At 63.2% G+C, this 15,459-nt stretch carries 13 protein-coding genes and 1 pseudogene; 10 read left to right on the plus strand and 4 right to left on the minus strand.

Annotated features, from left to right (window positions below; genetic code table 11):
- Nucleotides 1–47 precede the first annotated feature (47 nt).
- The 4 genes from C7I85_RS03910 (at nt 48) to C7I85_RS03925 (ending at nt 8,566) form a co-directional block, all read left to right on the plus strand.
- The gene (locus C7I85_RS03910; protein ID WP_106722651.1) at nt 48–3,740 is read left to right on the plus strand and encodes a tetratricopeptide repeat protein; all 3,693 of its coding nucleotides are present in this window, start codon (nt 48–50) and stop codon (nt 3,738–3,740) included.
- Nucleotides 3,740–5,710 carry a CHASE2 domain-containing protein gene (locus C7I85_RS03915; protein ID WP_106722652.1) on the plus strand — a complete coding sequence of 657 codons (1,971 nt, stop codon included), beginning with the start codon at nt 3,740–3,742 and terminating at the stop codon, nt 5,708–5,710. The genes C7I85_RS03910 and C7I85_RS03915 overlap by 1 nt, the downstream gene beginning before the upstream one ends.
- 280 nt (nt 5,711–5,990) lie before the next feature.
- On the plus strand, nt 5,991–6,944 hold the full coding sequence (locus tag C7I85_RS03920) for a pirin family protein (protein WP_181257077.1): 954 nt from the start codon (nt 5,991–5,993) through the stop codon (nt 6,942–6,944).
- 77 nt (nt 6,945–7,021) lie between these two features.
- On the plus strand, nt 7,022–8,566 hold the full coding sequence (locus C7I85_RS03925; protein WP_106722654.1) for a VOC family protein: 1,545 nt from the start codon (nt 7,022–7,024) through the stop codon (nt 8,564–8,566).
- A gap of 68 nt (nt 8,567–8,634) precedes the next feature.
- On the opposite strand, the gene C7I85_RS03930 is transcribed toward C7I85_RS03925, so the two are convergent.
- Nucleotides 8,635–9,027, minus strand: a complete 393-nt coding sequence (locus C7I85_RS03930; protein ID WP_106723060.1) for a MarR family winged helix-turn-helix transcriptional regulator — start codon at nt 9,025–9,027, stop codon at nt 8,635–8,637.
- 92 nt (nt 9,028–9,119) lie between these two features.
- Between C7I85_RS03930 and C7I85_RS32005 the strand changes: the two genes are divergently transcribed.
- The 6 genes and pseudogenes from C7I85_RS32005 (at nt 9,120) to C7I85_RS03945 (ending at nt 12,298) form a co-directional block, all read left to right on the plus strand.
- Nucleotides 9,120–9,242, plus strand: a complete 123-nt coding sequence (locus C7I85_RS32005; RefSeq protein WP_280954345.1) for a hypothetical protein — start codon at nt 9,120–9,122, stop codon at nt 9,240–9,242.
- A gap of 24 nt (nt 9,243–9,266) precedes the next feature.
- Nucleotides 9,267–9,455, plus strand: coding sequence for a hypothetical protein (locus tag C7I85_RS31565; RefSeq protein WP_245444790.1), 189 nt, complete (start codon nt 9,267–9,269; stop codon nt 9,453–9,455).
- A gap of 33 nt (nt 9,456–9,488) precedes the next feature.
- Nucleotides 9,489–9,608: pseudogene (locus tag C7I85_RS31570) on the plus strand (hypothetical protein); the annotation flags it as partial.
- A gap of 131 nt (nt 9,609–9,739) precedes the next feature.
- Nucleotides 9,740–10,300 carry a hypothetical protein gene (locus C7I85_RS31575; RefSeq protein ID WP_245444833.1) on the plus strand — a complete coding sequence of 187 codons (561 nt, stop codon included), beginning with the start codon at nt 9,740–9,742 and terminating at the stop codon, nt 10,298–10,300.
- Between the two features lie 182 nt (nt 10,301–10,482).
- Nucleotides 10,483–11,442, plus strand: a complete 960-nt coding sequence (locus C7I85_RS03940) for a DUF3991 and toprim domain-containing protein (RefSeq protein ID WP_106722655.1) — start codon at nt 10,483–10,485, stop codon at nt 11,440–11,442.
- A gap of 544 nt (nt 11,443–11,986) precedes the next feature.
- A complete protein-coding gene (locus C7I85_RS03945; protein ID WP_106722656.1) occupies nt 11,987–12,298 on the plus strand; it encodes a DUF736 domain-containing protein in 312 nt (103 codons plus the stop codon).
- A 550-nt stretch (nt 12,299–12,848) separates the two neighbouring features.
- On the opposite strand, the gene traG is transcribed toward C7I85_RS03945, so the two are convergent.
- The 3 genes from traG to traC are packed head-to-tail and all read right to left on the minus strand — an operon-like array spanning nt 12,849 to nt 15,271.
- Complete coding sequence (gene traG, locus C7I85_RS03950) at nt 12,849–14,768, minus strand: Ti-type conjugative transfer system protein TraG (RefSeq protein WP_106722657.1); 1,920 nt, start codon at nt 14,766–14,768, stop codon at nt 12,849–12,851.
- Complete coding sequence (gene traD, locus C7I85_RS03955) at nt 14,755–14,994, minus strand: type IV conjugative transfer system coupling protein TraD (protein WP_428832813.1); 240 nt, start codon at nt 14,992–14,994, stop codon at nt 14,755–14,757. Before traD ends, traG begins: the two co-directional genes overlap by 14 nt.
- A complete protein-coding gene (gene traC, locus C7I85_RS03960; protein ID WP_106722658.1) occupies nt 14,975–15,271 on the minus strand; it encodes a conjugal transfer protein TraC in 297 nt (98 codons plus the stop codon). The genes traD and traC overlap by 20 nt, the downstream gene beginning before the upstream one ends.
- Between the last annotated feature and the right edge of the window lie 188 nt (nt 15,272–15,459).

Below are 15,459 nucleotides of genomic sequence, written 5' to 3' on the forward strand. Positions count from 1 at the left end.
GGGACATTACAATCACTTCTCTGCGTGGCTATTTCGCGGTCTCGCTGATGATGTCAGCGGCGCTCGGTGGGCAGATTGCTGCCGCCGATCCTATGCCGCGCGCACAGCCTGCAGCAGGGTCAGTGATTGCACACAAGGTTGGCGAGGAAGTCCGCTTCGTAGAAGTGTCCGACTGGCGCTTCGTCGACCTGCAACAGGACGTGGTGGCCGGCGACTACCTGCGCACCAATGCCAATGGCAATCTCGCCGTGCTGTTTGCCGACCGCACGCAGATGCGCCTTGGCCGCAACACCACCTTGCTGGTGAAGAATGCCGCGCCGGGGCAGGATGCCGAATTCGCGCTGGAAAGCGGAACCATCTGGGCGCGCGCCGAGCGTGGCGGCACGGGGCTGACCGTCGATACGCCGGCCGCCGCGGCTGCCATTCGCGGCACGGATTGGACGCTGACTGTCGACGGCAATGGCCGCACTTCGCTGATCGTGCTTGAAGGCAAGGTCGAACTTTCGAACGACTTCGGCACGGTTACTGCGGTGCAGGGGGAGACCGCGGTCGCTACCATCGGCTCGGCACCGACGAAGGTTATCATCGTCAATCCGTCCGACCGCGAGCAAATGCAGTTCTTCATGTCGCTGCGCGGCTCGTTCAACGCGTTGCCGGCCTCGCCGCTGTCGAGCCCCGACATGCGCAAAGCGCGTGGCCAGATCAGCGCCAAGGCGCCGGCGACGCGCTCGGCCGAGGATTGGGTGACGCTTGCCGAAGTGAGCCTCAGCTATGACGGTCGGCAGGGTGCGCTGGAAGCGTCGCGGCAGGCGCGCGGCTTCAGGCTGACGCGCGCCCAGGCTGCGCGGCTCGATCTCATCGATGCCATGATTGCGGGGGCCGAGAAACGCTACGACGAGGCGTCGCGGCTGTTCAAGCGGGCCGCACCCGCCCTCGACAAACGCCGGCGCGCCGTGGCCGCTTATGGCGGATATTATTCGCGAGCGCTGGCCGATCCGACGCGCACGGAAACGCCGCCTAAGACGGGAGACGGCCCCTATGCGGCGGTCGCCGAGGCAATGACCGCCGGCTTCCTGGTCGACATCAAGGCAGCCATTGCTGTTCTCGAAAAGGCCGAACGGCGCTATCCCGATGATCCGACCCTGCCGGCGGCGCGGGCGCAGTTCGCCACGCTTCTGGACGACCGCCAGAAGGTGGAGGAGGCGGTCGAGCGCGCGCTGACACTCGATCCGGATGAGCCGATGGCGCTAGAGGCGCGCGCCAACTACCGCGCCGCTATCAAGGGCGACCTCGAAGGCGCCCATGCCGACCTGACGCGCGCGACCGAGCTTGCTCCCGGAAGCACTACGCTCTGGAACTCGCTGGGGCTGGTGCAGAATGCACGCGGCGCGTCCAGCGAGGCGGAGACCGCGCTGTTGCGCGCCATCGAACTCGATCCGCAGGACCCGGTTTCGCATATCAACCTGGCCTATCTATATCTCGACCAGGACCGCGTCGAGGAGGCCCGCAAGGAGATCGAGACCGCGCTGAAAGTCGATCCGACCTTCGATATCGCGCTTCTGGCGCGCGGCCGCTATCACATGCAGACCGGCGAGTTGGAGAAGGCGCGCGAGGACCTTATGGCGGGCACGACCGCCAGTCCTGCCGACTCCCAAGGCTTGCTGCTGCTCAGTGCCGCGCATTACGAAAGCGGAGACCGGGAGCCTGCGGCCCAGGCGCTGGACAATGCCAACAGACTTGACCCGAACAACCCGGTGTCTGCCTCCTTCAAGACCGCCGTGGCCATCGACGGCTATGATTCCGACACCGCGATCCGGAGCGCGCAGGAGATGCTCAAGCGAACGCGAGCGCGCGGCGGCGACTTTGCGGCGCTGAGCGCCAATCACGACGAGGGCTCGACCCTCAACGACGCCTATCGCCTGCAGGGCATGGACGCCCGGGGTCGCTATTACGGCGAGGCAGTGTTCGATCCGTTTTCGGCCGCAGGCTATGTCGACCAGACGGTCGCGGGCGCGCCCAACCCCTTCGTCAACCAGCTCGACTTCGGCGGCACGACACCCGAGCCGAGCATGGACGATTCCGCCTTTTCGACCTTCTTCCAAGGCCTGATGCTTAACCCGGCGATGATTTCGGGCCGCTCGCGCAGCGCCAATCTGGTGCGCCGTCCGTTCATCGAGGGTTCGCTCGGTGGAGGCTTTATAAGCACCGGCAGGGACGGTGGCTGGACAACGGAAGCAGAAGTGCAAGGCTATGCCGCAAACCCGGTTCCATGGAGCATCTACGGCAATCTTAATGTGAGTCGATCGGACCAGCACCGAGAGGAAGCCACTCCGGGTTCGCCCGTGACGAATGTCAGTTTTGATCTTCGGGACAGCGCGTTCAGCGGCACGGGCTATATCACCGCGCGCCCGACTCCAAATGACCGCTTGGTCGCCTATGTCAGCGCGGCTCGGGAAAAGCCTGAATTCCTGAATAGTCTTATTGTCCCGGTTCCCCCTCAGGAGGTGTACCCGGGACTGGCGATTCTGGGCATCGGATATAACAGGGCGGTCGAGAACGAAGTCGCCAACTACGGCGTCGGCTGGAGTCATACCTTTGGCTACCGCAACGTTTTGAATACTGCGATCTTTGCTTCCGGCTACGACGGGACAAGCAACGAGCAAGGGATCGTCCTTTTCGACGTCACAGGCACGAATGTGTTAGGACAACGCACGATCGAAGCCTCGACGAAACAGCAATCCTACATCGGAGCGATTAACCACATCTACGGCACTGGTGATGTCACGTGGCGGTATGGCGTCGAAGGCGGTGTCGTCGATCAGACGCAGTCTGAATACTCAACCATAAATTTTCTCACTTTTCCGCTGCCAACAGACATCACTGACCTGAAGTCCGATCTCGATCTCAATGTAGGCAAGGCCTATGTCGACGCTATCTATGACGTAACGCCGACACTGAAGGCCGAGGCGGGTCTGTTCGGCACAATTTTGCAGAGCGACTCCTATGGAGCGTCGTTTTCGCAGGGCCGACTTGCGCCCCGCATCGGCGCGGCCTGGGCCCCTGCTGAGGGCCATTGGCTGCGCGCCGCCTATCTCCAGGAAACTTCGGCCGTAGACACAGCAACGCTGGCGCCGGTTGGCGTGGTAGGCATTCAGTCGAACCAGGTCCCTCTGGCGCTTGGCGGCTATACCAGCACTTTCGCTACCCGGTGGGATGCGGAGTGGAGCGACCGCCTGTTCACCAGCCTGGACTACCAGCACCAGTCCGTCCACAATCTTTCCGTTCCGATCCCGGGCGGGATCGATACGATCGACCTCACCGAAGGCCGCATCGATCGCTTAGCCGCCACGGCAAACTATTGGATTGGCGGCGGGTTTGCCGCATTTGCGACCTTCACTTGCGCGGATTCAAAGAACGAGGATCCAAGTAGCGGCTACTACGGCGAGCCGCTTCCCTATGTGCCGGAAGCGGCCGCCCGCGTCGGCGGGACTTGGGTCAGCCCTGCGAACTTGAAGGTTACGCTGGCAGGTACCTATGTCGGAAAGCGAGCTGGCGATGTTACCGGCACGCAGCTATCGCCCTACTGGACAGCGGATGCATTTGCCACCTGGGAACCGTTCGACAAGCGGTTCGAGCTCGAACTCGCCGCCTATAACCTGTTCGATGAGGACTTCGAGGTCGGATCTTACACGCCCGGCTGGGGCCGCAGCTTCGTCGGGTCCCTCAAGGTTCGTTTCTGATGTTTCAGATCCGGCCTTGGTGGAGAGGCTTCGCCGACTCTGCCGCGGCGAGGCGACGAAATGGCGTGTTAACCGTTGTGCTGCTCTCCAGTCTTTTCGCTGCTGTCCTGTCGCTTCTGACCCCATGGAAGCTGCTCGAGGCCCGGGCCTTTGACTATTTCTCCACCGTGAGCGTTCCACAGCGTCCGGCCGACGGGCCCGTGGTGGTGGCGATCGATGAGCCATCGATGGCCGAGATCGGTCGGCAATGGCCGTGGCCGCGAAGCCTCCATGCGCAGCTCATTGAGGCGCTGCGCAAGGCTGGGGCCAAAGCGATTGCGCTGGACATAATCTTTGCCGAGCCTGGCGCCACCCCCGAAGCGGATGAGGCATTGACGCGCAGCCTCGGCAGCGATGTAGTCTTGGCCGGCGACCAGACCCTCATCGACACGCCACAGGCCTTGCAGCATATCCGGGTCGAGCCTTTGGCACTCTTCACCGGCGCCGGCGCCCGAACCGGTATCGCTTCGATTGCCTTCGACGGCGATGGAATTCTTCGCCGGTTACCTGGCTATGAAGACGGCTTTGCAGCCGAGCTGTTGCGCGCTGCCGGGCGACCGGCCGATGTGCCGGACGATGCGCTTCTGCAGAGTTTTGGTACCTCACGCACTTACCAGACTGTCTCCTACTATCAAGCGCTCGACCCGGAAGCGTTTCTACCCCACGACTTCTTCCGCGACCGGGTAGTGATCGTGGGCCTTAGTCTACAGAACGCGCCGACAATTGCTGAGGCCGGCGCAGATGTGCACGCCACGCCCTTCACCATCCGTACCGGCCGGCTGGTTTCGGGTGTCGAGATCCAGGCGACCGTCTTCGACAATCTTGGCGCCAGGCTCTATATCGAGCGGGCTTCGCTTCCTGTGGCGCTGCTTTCGATCGCCGTGGGTGCAGGTTTGGCCGGGATGGCCGTGCGTCGCCGTACCGGCTGGCGCACTGTGGTTGGCGGGATCCCGGCGCTGGCGGCGATTGCAGCAGGCAGTTTCGTAACCCTCCGTTATTGTCGCGTCTTCGTGCCGCCATTCGCGCCATCGCTGGCGTTCCTGCTTGTCGCCAGTTCGCAGAGCGCGCTGGATTTCGCGTCAGAGCGGCGGTTGCGGCGTGGCATCACGCGCGCCTTCTCGCAATATCTCTCGCCACCGCTGGTGCAGCGCCTGGCGCGTGATCCCTCGCTGTTGCGGCTAGGTGGGGAGGTACGCACCCTCACCATTCTGTTTTGCGACATACGTGGCTTCACCACCATTGCCGAAGGGATGAAGGACAACCCGCAAGAGCTGACACACCTAATCAATCGGCTGCTGACGCCGCTTTCCGATATCGTGCTGGCGAGCGGTGGCACCATCGACAAATATATTGGCGACTGCATCATGGCTTTCTGGAACGCGCCACTCGACGACCCCGACCACGCCATCCACGCTGTGCGGGCCGGGCTTGATATGCTTGCTGCGGTCGACAGGCTGAACGCGGAATTCGTCGAAGAAGCCGCGCAAGCTGGAACATTGCCACTCAAGCTCGGCATTGGCATCGGCATCAACACCGGCGCCTGTGTCGTCGGCAACATGGGCTCGACGCAGCGTTTCGACTATTCGGCGCTCGGCGATTCAGTTAATCTGGCCTCGCGTTTGGAAAGCGCCTCGAAGGAGGTCGGCGTGCCGCTGGTGATCGGAGAGGAAACGGCAAAGCTGGTCGCCCCACATTTTCCCGTTTTCGAGCTCGATCGCCTGAAGGTAAAGGGCAAGACGGTTGCGACGACGGTGTTCACCGTCATGCCGGAAGCTAGCGCAGCCAACATGGCGCTGCATTCGCGCGTGCTTGCCGCATTCGACACTGGCGACCCGTGTCCGAGCGAAGCGATCACTACGCTTGTCGACTTGTTCCCGAGCCTTGCTCCCTTCTACCAGCGTATGGCGGCTCGTGTGGGGGGAAATATTTAAGGTCCAGTCGACATTCAAGGTCGAGCTAGTACAGCAAGGTTGAGGAGTGGCAAGGACTTAGGGGCAACGTAATGGCTACTCATGCCGCGTAACTTCTGCGGACCAGCTGACCGAAAATCAATGTGACAATGCCATGTCAAGTTTTCGTGCCGCTGAGGTGACTCTCACGGCGTGAGCAGATGTTTGACCCCCGCCAATCAGCGCTATAGGAAGAAAATGCGTGACCGGTTCTCTTCTACGGAGCCGGTCACGGTGCCCCCGATCAGCTGAGAGTAGCACCATGAGTTGGATGCCCGATATCGAACCGAAATGCCCAGGAGCCGGCAACATCGACGATATCGAAACGCTGATCGTGCCGCGTGCGCGTGATCTTGGCGGATTCGAAGTGCGCCGTGCGCTTCCGGCCCCGAGGCGGCAGATGGTCGGACCGTTCATCTTCTTCGACCAGATGGGGCCGGCCGAGTTCATCAACGAAGGCGGCATCGACGTCCGCCCGCATCCGCATGTCGGGCTCGCGACCGTGACCTACCTCTACCAGGGCGAGTTTCAACATCGCGACAGCCTCGGCACCAATCAGATGATCTATCCGGGCGAGGTGAACTGGATGGTCGCCGGTAATGGCGTGACCCATTCAGAGCGCACCAGCCCGCAAACCCGCGCCACGCGACATTCGCTGTTCGGCATCCAGACCTGGGTGGCATTGCCAGAGGCCTACGAGGATATGTCAGCAAGCTTTGAGCATCAGGACCAAAAGGCCCTGCCAGAACTCAGCGGCGAGGGCAAGCAGGTGCGTCTGATCGTTGGCAATGCCTGGGGACAGCGTGCCCCGGTGAAGACCTTTTCTGAGATGTTCTATGCCGATGCCGTTCTGCAGGCCGGGGCCAAGCTGCCCTTGCCGGACAACCATGAAGACCGTGGGCTCTATGTTACTGAGGGTTCCTTGGTGATCGCGGGGCAGGAGTTCGAGTCCGGACAGATGATGGTCTTCCGTCCCGGCGATGCGATCACTATCACCGCCGGCGCGCGAGGCGCGCGCCTGATGCTGCTGGGCGGCGAGACACTGAACGGACCGCGCTACATCTCGTGGAACTTCGTGGCGTCCTCGAAGGAAAAGCTCGATGCCGCGAAGGAGGCCTGGATCAACGGCGACTTCGAGCACGGCCGGTTCCGCCTGCCGCCGGGGGACGATGCCGAGTTCATTCCTTTCCCGGATGCAATTCCTTCCGGCGATTGACGACCAGCGAGCCGAATGCGACGCCGACAGGTGGCAGGCTCATGCACAAGCAAGCAGATAGTCAGGAAAGGACGGACATGGGCACTCAGCACCTGAGCGGCATTCACCATGTCACCTTGATCACCGGCGATGTGCAGGCGAATGTCGATTTCTACGTCGGCTTTCTCGGCTTGAGGCTGGTCAAGCGCACGGGCGGCTACGAGGATGCCGAGCAGCTTCACCTCTTCTATGGCGACGGCCTCGGTTCGCCCGGTTCGCTGGTCACCTTCCTTGTGTGGGAAGACGGCTCGCCGGGACGGGTCGGCCATGGACAGGTGTTCGAAATCGCTTTTGCGGTTCCCCCGTCAAGCCTTGGCGAATGGATGACCCGCGCGCTGAAGCACGGCATTGCACTGCAGGGGCCTGTCCACGAATTCGACGAAACCGTCCTCCGATTGAAGGATCCGGACGGCTTCATCGTCAAGCTGGTCGCGTCCGACCTGCCGGCCGCACAGCCATCGGCTGACAGCGGTATCGCGCCCAGGCGCTTGCGGTCGGTGACGATCCTGTCGGAAGCTTCGGAAGAAACCGCCGCCTTCATCGAACGGTTCGGCTATCGGCACGGGCGTGTCGAGGGCAGCACCACGCGCATGCTGTCCGATACCGATGCCGTCGACATCCGTGACGGATCCGGTTACGTGCCGGGCATTCCCGGCACCGGCACGGCTGACCACGTCGCGTTCCGTGCCGCGGACACGTCAGCCATTCGGGCGCTGGAGATGCAGCTTTCACAGCTCAATTCGTCGCCCACCAATGTCCATGACCGGCGCTATTTCACCTCGCTCTATGTGCGCGAGCCGGCGGGCACCTTGCTGGAAGTGGCGACGGACGGCCCCGGCTTTGCGGTGGATGAAGCGCCTGATCGACTGGGAACCACGCTGATGGTGCCGCCGGGCGATCGGGACCGGGCCGATGACCTGCGGGTCATGCTGCCCCAGTTCGCCATGCCGGGGGAGCCGCGTATGCCACGGCGCGATCTGCCATTCGTGCACCGCTTCTTCACGCCGCAGGACCCAGACGGCGGCACAATCGTCCTCCTGCATGGCAGCGGTGGCACAGAGGCCGACCTGATGCCGCTGGCGCATCGCATCGCACCCGGCGCGACCTTGCTCGGTGTGCGCGGCCGCGCCCACGAAGAGGGAAACGCGCGGTGGTTTCGCCGCTATTCCGCCACCAGCTTCGACCAAGCCGACATACGCTCCGAAGCCGAGGCATTCGCGGCGTTCGTGGAAGGTGCCGTTTCAGCCTATGGGCTCGATCTTGCCAGGATGACCTTTCTGGGTTTGTCCAACGGCGCCAATTTCGCCGCCGCAGTCATGGGCCTGCAGCCTGGCCGCGTGCGCCGGGCGATTCTGTTGCGGCCGACGATGGTGCTGGAGGCTGCTCCCACTGTCGATCTGCGCGGGGCCGAAGTGCTGGTGATCACCGGCACGCGCGATCCGTTCAGCGCCAATTCGGCCCTCTTGACGAACTGGCTCGACGCATCTGGTGCCGCGCTCGAACGGCGCGGCATCGAAGCAGGGCATGAGCTGACGCCAGAGGATGCCGCGATCGCACGGGAATGGCTTGGCGGCAGAACATAGCCCAAACAGTTTCGGCGCGGCGCCACACGTTTCGAAAAGACAGCGAAAATCGCCGTCGCAATCGCCACCTAAGCCTGCGGCTCGTTGGCCAGAAGCCTCGCCCCGAGCCGGATCAGCAGGGCGGCAGCACCCTCCATGTCGCGCTCGTCCTCTTCCGAGAGCAGATCGCAGCGAAGCCGTTCGAGGATCGCCTCGATCTCGACCACACGGGCGCGACCCGCATCGGTCAGCGACAAGAGCTTGGCGCGCCGGTCTGCTGGATCGGCGATACGTACGATAAGCCCCTCACTCGCCGGAATGTCGGCGATGCGGACAAGGGACGGGCCCTCGAGGGCGAGATAGTCGGCAATCGCACCCTGACGGATGTTGTCGCCCAGCCGTGACAGCGCAACCAGCGGCACGGCGGTGGCATGCGACAGCCCGCGATCCTCGAGCTTGCGGTCGGCTGCGCGCCGCCACATCCGCAGGCTGCCGTCCCAGCTGACGGCACCGCCGCCCCTGCAGCACCTACGGCCGCCGCTCCGCTTCCAACGCCTGCGCAGCCCGCATCGTCATGACCACCGTCGACGCCCGGCTCATCGAACTCGACGCCAAGACCGGCGAACTGTGCCATGACTTCGGCAATGGTGGCATCGTCGATCTCAAGACAGGCATGGGTGAAGTCAAGGACGGCTAATTCCAGACTTCTGCCCCCACGGTCATGCGCGAACTGATCATGGTCGGCGGCTGGGTGTGGGACAATGTCGAGACCGACAAGCCGTCGGGCGCCGTGCGCGCCTTCTCGGCTCGCACCGGCGAGCTGGTCTGGGCCTGGGATCTCGGCAACCCGGCGATCACCAAGCTGCCGCCGGAAGGCGAGAGCTACACGCGCGGCACGCCGAACGTCTGAACGACGCCGGCCTATGACGAAGCGCTCGGCCTCGTGTACCTGCCGACCGGCAACGCCACCCCGGACTTCTTCGGCGCGCAACGTTCTAAGGCCGCTGAGGACTACACCGCTTCGGTCGTCGCCCTCGACATCGCGACCGGCCGCGAGCGCTGGAAGTTCCAGACCGTCCACCACGACATCTGGGACTACGACGTTCCTGCCCAGCCGGCGCTCTACGACGTGCCGGACGGCAAGGGCGGCACTGTGCCAGGGCTGATCCAGCTCACCAAACGCGGTCAATATTCATGCTCGACCGTCGCGACGGCAAGCCGATCGCCGAGGTCGAGGAACGTCCGGTGCCGCAGACCGGCGGCGTGCCGGAGGACTTCCTGTCGCCGACGCAACCCTATTCGGTGGGCATGCCGAGCATCGGCACGGAGCCCTTCACCGAGGCCCGGATGTGGGGCGCCACGCCCTATGACCAGCTCTACTGCCGCATAGAGTTCAAGAAGATGCGCTACGAGGGCGAGTTCACGCCTCCCGGCCTGACGCGCTCGCTCATCTTCCCGGGCTACTATGGCGGCATGAACTGGGGCAGCGCAGCGATCGACGAGGTACACGGCCTGCTGATCGTCAACGACATCCGCATGCCCGCAGTTCGCGCAGTTGATGCCGCGCGAGGAGACCGACAACTACGGCGGGTCGGCAGCTCACGACGGCCTGTCGCAGCAGAAAGGCACGCCCTATGGCGCGCTGCAGAACGGCTTCATGTCGCCGCTCGGCGTTCCCTGCCACCAGCCGCCTACGGCACGTTCACCGGCATCGATCTCAAAACCCGCCAGATCGTCTGGCAGGTTCCGGCCTAACTCACTGGCCTGCAGCTTGCGAGCTGTCGCCTCTGCGCTGCGGACGGTGGCACTCATTGTTTCATCAGTTGTCAGTCCGCGCCCTTGCGGCTCCGCTCTTCGTGGCTGGCGGGTATGGTCCCGCTATCCTGCGGAGAAGGAAGTAACTGAAGGGCCGGACGCGAAGGTGTCCGGAAAAGCGAATGGAGACAAAAGAGGTTGAACATTTGAAGGAGCGCGTAAGCTGCGCCGCCATCCTGGAGAGAGCGGGTTTTGCCGTCGACGTGAAGGAGAGTACGCGCCGCGCTGTGAAGTATAGGCGTGGCGACGCGATCATCATCGTCATTCATGCTGGCAAGGGTTGGTTCGATCCTTTGTCGGATGCAAAGGGCGATGTGTTTTCGCTGATCCAGCTGCTTGAAGGCGTGGCCTTCGGCGAAGCGCTCGCGCGAGCCGCCGAGCTGGTCGGCATTGCGGCTACCGAGCCGGCCTGGACGAGGGTGCAGCGGCAAAGGGAGCGTGACGTCTCGATCGCCGATCGTTGGCAAAACCGGCGCAAACCTTGGCCCGGCTCGGCCACCTGGCGCTACCTCCGTGACGAACGCTTCCTTCCGGAAGCCATGCTGCAGGCGGCGGTGAGGCAGGACCGACTGCGCGAAGGACCCAACGGCAGCATGTGGGCCGCCCATGTCGATGCAAATGGCGTAGTCACTGGCTGGGAGGAGCGCGGGCCCGAATGGCGCGGCTTCTCGACCGGGGGTGCGAAGATGCTGTTTCGGTTCGGTGCACCTGATGGGCTTCGCCTTTGCGTCACGGAAGCCGCGATCGACGCCATGAGTCTCGCGGCCTTCGAAGGTCTGCGACAGGGGAGCCTCTATCTCAGCACCGGCGGCGGATGGTCGCCCACGACGGGGGCCGCGCTGCGGCTCCTGGCGACCCGCCCAGGAGCGCAGCTCGTAGCGGCGACAGACGCCAACGCGCAGGGTGAGACCTTCGCCGGTCGAATCCGAGCAATCGCGGAAGAGGCAGTCTGCGATTGGTTTCGTCTCACTCCGCCGGCCGAGGACTGGAACGATGCGATGAAGGTGAAGATGAGGGAGAAAAAAGAAGGAAACGAAACGGCAAAGGGCCTGCCGTATGCCCACCGACCTCGTCAAGGGTGAAGCTTCGCCTGCGTGCAGCGCATTAATCCGACTTGCGGCATAATGCGTCTTATGACGATATCGACATAAGACGCATTGGACAGGGGCCACTCATCGCGTGAAGCGCGATCTTTCCTGTCGGGGAAAAGACAAGAGCAAGCGCGCGAAGTTCCCGAACTCGAGCCGCGGCCGACTCCTGGCTCCGCCTGCTGCCGCGGCACACCCGCAGCGGGCTGTCGCCCATCTGCACGATCTCCAACCTGCGGCAGCAGAAGAACGGAAGGCAGAGTGATGGCTCTTCCGGATAGTCTGCCGGCCCGACCGCAGGCCCGACAAGGCATGTCTGGCCGGAGAGCGACTTCACTCGATCGGTCTTTGCAAAGGCAGTCACTGATTTTCTCACCTCTGCCAACTGCGCCGCCATTCCTCGCCAACTAACAAAATCGACAGTTGCCGTCGTCCATTGCATTTCGGCTCATACGGGTGCGGTCCGATCGTCTCCTGTCTTGTTGACAGCCATCGAGGCCGCGAAGGGCGCGGCCCGAACCAGGAAAGGAACTAGACAATGGCTACCATCGGCACCTTCACCTCGACCGCCAACGGCTTCTCCGGTGCGATCAAGACACTCGCCTTCAACGTCAAGGCTCGCCTCGAGCGCATCGAAAACCCCTCGGACAAGGGCCCGCACTTCCGCGTCTTTTCGGGCGCCGTGGAACTGGGCGCCGCTTGGCAGAAGCACTCCGAGCAGAGCGGCCGTGACTACCTCTCGGTCAAGCTCGACGATCCGAGCTTCCCAGCTCCCATCTACGCCACGCTGGTCGAGGTGGAGGGCGAAGAAGGGCTGCAGCTGATCTGGTCCCGGCCGAACCGGGACTGAGGTCCCCGCCAAAGGCCCCGCCACCAAGTGGGGCCGTTTCCATGCCTGGGGACGTCAACGAGAGACTACTGCTTTTTCTCGCCGTAAGACTGAACCCTAATGCGGGCCATCGAGCCCGCGGCATGGTTTGTCGGGGTCGGACCGAACCGTGATGACATCTGCCCTTCCTTTGGCAGCGCACATGTGATGGGTTTGGGGCTGCCAAGGCGACGGCACTGGTATCCAGCTGCCGCCGCAGCAGCAGGTCGTGCTTTCTATGCCGCAAGCCGGAGACCGCCCGAGATGAATTGCGGGGCCTGCGTGCTGCCTCTTGGGTGTAGTCGCGGTTGCGCTTCTTCCGGACCAGGTCGAGGAACAGTCCGACGGCCTCCTAATCGCGGGGGAAGCTGTGTGTCATCATCTGACCTGTGCGCTGATCCGGGTGACGATGCTCCCGCGGCAGCTGATTTCATCGACCAATGCGGCGATCACGACGGTCACTCGCTCTCCCTCGAGCACGCACCAATCGCGCCGAGGCTCGTTTCAGCGACGGGCCAACTGCGCTCCACCGTCATGATTTCTTCTCCGGTTGAAACCGGTTCTCGCCCACGCATCGCTTCATGTCGTCGCGCCGGAACCAGATCGCACGGCCGCACCTCAACGGTGCGTTGCCGGCGGTGAAGACGATCTGTTCGTCGGCGCGCATCCGCAGGACTTCGTGCGGCTGGATCAGCGGCCGCGAGGCGAGCTGCTTCGATCGCGTCCGAGACGAACCCGACGCCTGCGACGAGTAGCTGACCTGTTCAATCTCGACTGTGGTCATGCCGCAGCGCTTCGAGATGTACTCTGCCGTCTCCGGGTCATTCACCGCCGCGAAGGAGATCCAGCTCGCGCTCTCGAACCATTTGCTGGCCGCGTCGCGGCCGCCATAGGTCTCGCGCATCTGGCCGATCGACTGGAACAGTAGGAGAAGCGTGATACCGAACTTTCGGCCTGCGTCGCGGGCTGTCTCAAGAATTCGCATGAAACCGAGACGCGCCACCTCGTCGAGCAGGAACAGGGCCCGTCCCTGCACCTGACCATTGCGGTTGTAGATCGCGTTCACGAAGGAACCGATGATGACACGGGCGAGGCCGGGATGGGATTCAAGAGTCTTCAGGTCGAGATTGATGAACACGTCGGTCTCGCCGTCGGCAAGATCGTCGCTGACGAAGGTCGAACCCGACACGAGCGCCGCGTAGTTGGGATAGGAAAGCCAGTGAGTTTCCTTCACGGCATTGGCATAGACGCCGCTGAACGTCTCCGGCGTCATGTTTACGAACACTGCGACGTTCTCCTTCACGAACTGCGATTCCGAGTGGTCGTAGATCTCCTGCAAACGCGCCCGCAGCTTCGGCTCCGGTTCGGAGAGTTTGGATCGGACCTGGCGGAGCGTTTGGTTCTTTTTTTCCGTATAATCCGACAGGCAGACGTCTGCGATTAGAGCGGTCAAAAGCTGCAAGGCTGAAGCGCGGAAGAAGTCGTCTCGCACGCCGCGCGCTCCGCCGCTGTCGCTCATGATCCATGAGGCGACCGCGGCAATGTCCTCTTCCTTGGTGCCGCCGTAGCGGCCTATCCAGTCGAGGGCATTGAAGCCACTTCGCTCTCGCGGATCGAGCACATGCACGGTTCGCCCCGCGGCGCGTCGATGGTCGATCACCATCGGCGCGACCTCGTTAGAAGGGTCGAGCATGACAAGCGCGCCGCCCCATTTGAGCGCCGTCGGGATCGTCACCGACGTCGTCTTGAAGCCGCCCGAACCGGCGAAAACGATACCGTGCGACGAAGCGAAGGAGGCGTCGAAGCAGAGCAGCGGCGCGCGGCCGCCCTGACCCCAGCTCTTTCGGTTCATGGTGCGAAACGGCGTGTCCGCCACGTTGTCCTGGTCGACGCGATAGCGTTCGCCAATGACGATGCCGCCAACGTCGCCGAAGAGCCTTCCGGCTTCCAACATCGACATCCAATCTGCATCACCGTACAGCGCCCGACGACCACGAACGCGCTTCGGCATTGGTGTGGCAAAGGCTGCGTTGCCCCTCACCGCGACGCGCAACGCGAAGATACCGGCCATGAACACGGTGCCTGCTCCCACCATGATCGCCGGATCGAGTTGCGCCAGCGGCGATCTGCTGGGCGCGACGCTCACGGGTGTTGCGAATATGCGGATCGCCTCGTGCGCGACGGTTATGGAAATCGCCGAAACGCATCCGGCGACGACGCCCCACGCCGCCATGCCGATATTCGGGGAGCCGGCGGTCGCGAATAGGAAGATGACACCGATCCCTGCGGCCGTGACATAAGGTATGACGAGCCCGGCACGGAAATAGACAAGCCGCTGCGTCTCCGTCTCGCCGAGAAGGGCAAGCCCGCTTTCGACACCGGACAATCCGAAGATAGCGCCGAGCATCAGTGCCATCGGCACGATCACCAGCAGGAACCTACTCGCCGTCACGACCGAACGCTTCCGCGCCGATGGCTGCGAGCCGCGTTCGCTCGGTCTCGTCGCTCTTTAGCCTGCGGCCGAGCTCGATCAGCGCACCTAGCAAGACGGCGCGCTTCTCATAACGCAGGCCCGCCTTCGCGATGAGGCCGCCGAGCTCGATCTTCTCGCGTGTGTCTCTCTTGCGGGCCTCGGTGGATGATGCCTGGCGCATGCGCTCATACCTCGTCAGCGCCATCCGCAGGACCGCCAGCCGGGACCTCCGGGCTGGGCCCGCCGCTCTCGCCCTCGACTTCGCCCACCCTATTTCCGATCGCCTTTCCGGCCTTCCCACGAAACCTCCCGGCCAGTTCCTCGAACGCCGCCTGCAGATCGGCCTCCTCGACCTCGATCTCGCTGAGCCCGGCACGCAGTGCAATGCGCCCGATCCGTTCGGCCTCGCGTGTCTCGGCGGCCTTCAACCGCTCCTGCAGGCGAGCGATTTCTTCGCGAATCTTCGATGATGGTTTCTTCATTTCCGGTTGAGCCTCCGCGCTGTTCAGTGTTGCTGGACTGCGCGGAAAATCTCTGAAGTCGTCCGATGGGACGACTGACAAAAAAGCTAGTCGGCAAAGCCGACGCCGCCTGACATCATCCCGGGCGTTCCGAAGGAGCGGTCCAAGGGCGCAGTAATACGTCGCATTCGCGACATATTGCTTGCTCG

The sequence above is a fragment of the Pseudaminobacter soli (ex Li et al. 2025) genome (assembly GCF_003012705.1).
In the GTDB taxonomy this organism is placed as follows: domain Bacteria; phylum Pseudomonadota; class Alphaproteobacteria; order Rhizobiales; family Rhizobiaceae; genus Pseudaminobacter; species Pseudaminobacter soli.

Excerpts from the sequence above, each read along its gene's own strand:
- C7I85_RS03910 (WP_106722651.1), top strand. The coding sequence starts at position 48 with ATGATGTCAGCGGCGCTCGGTGGGCAGATTGCTGCCGCCGATCCTATG.
- C7I85_RS03915 (WP_106722652.1), top strand. The coding sequence starts at position 3,740 with ATGTTTCAGATCCGGCCTTGGTGGAGAGGCTTCGCCGACTCTGCCGCG.
- C7I85_RS03920 (WP_181257077.1), top strand. The coding sequence starts at position 5,991 with ATGAGTTGGATGCCCGATATCGAACCGAAATGCCCAGGAGCCGGCAAC.
- C7I85_RS03925 (WP_106722654.1), top strand. The coding sequence starts at position 7,022 with ATGGGCACTCAGCACCTGAGCGGCATTCACCATGTCACCTTGATCACC.
- C7I85_RS03930 (WP_106723060.1), bottom strand. The coding sequence starts at position 9,027 with ATGTGGCGGCGCGCAGCCGACCGCAAGCTCGAGGATCGCGGGCTGTCG.
- C7I85_RS32005 (WP_280954345.1), top strand. The coding sequence starts at position 9,120 with ATGACCACCGTCGACGCCCGGCTCATCGAACTCGACGCCAAGACCGGC.
- C7I85_RS31565 (WP_245444790.1), top strand. The coding sequence starts at position 9,267 with ATGCGCGAACTGATCATGGTCGGCGGCTGGGTGTGGGACAATGTCGAG.
- C7I85_RS31575 (WP_245444833.1), top strand. The coding sequence starts at position 9,740 with ATGCTCGACCGTCGCGACGGCAAGCCGATCGCCGAGGTCGAGGAACGT.
- C7I85_RS03940 (WP_106722655.1), top strand. The coding sequence starts at position 10,483 with ATGGAGACAAAAGAGGTTGAACATTTGAAGGAGCGCGTAAGCTGCGCC.
- C7I85_RS03945 (WP_106722656.1), top strand. The coding sequence starts at position 11,987 with ATGGCTACCATCGGCACCTTCACCTCGACCGCCAACGGCTTCTCCGGT.
- traD (WP_428832813.1), bottom strand. The coding sequence starts at position 14,994 with ATGGCGCTGACGAGGTATGAGCGCATGCGCCAGGCATCATCCACCGAG.
- traC (WP_106722658.1), bottom strand. The coding sequence starts at position 15,271 with ATGAAGAAACCATCATCGAAGATTCGCGAAGAAATCGCTCGCCTGCAG.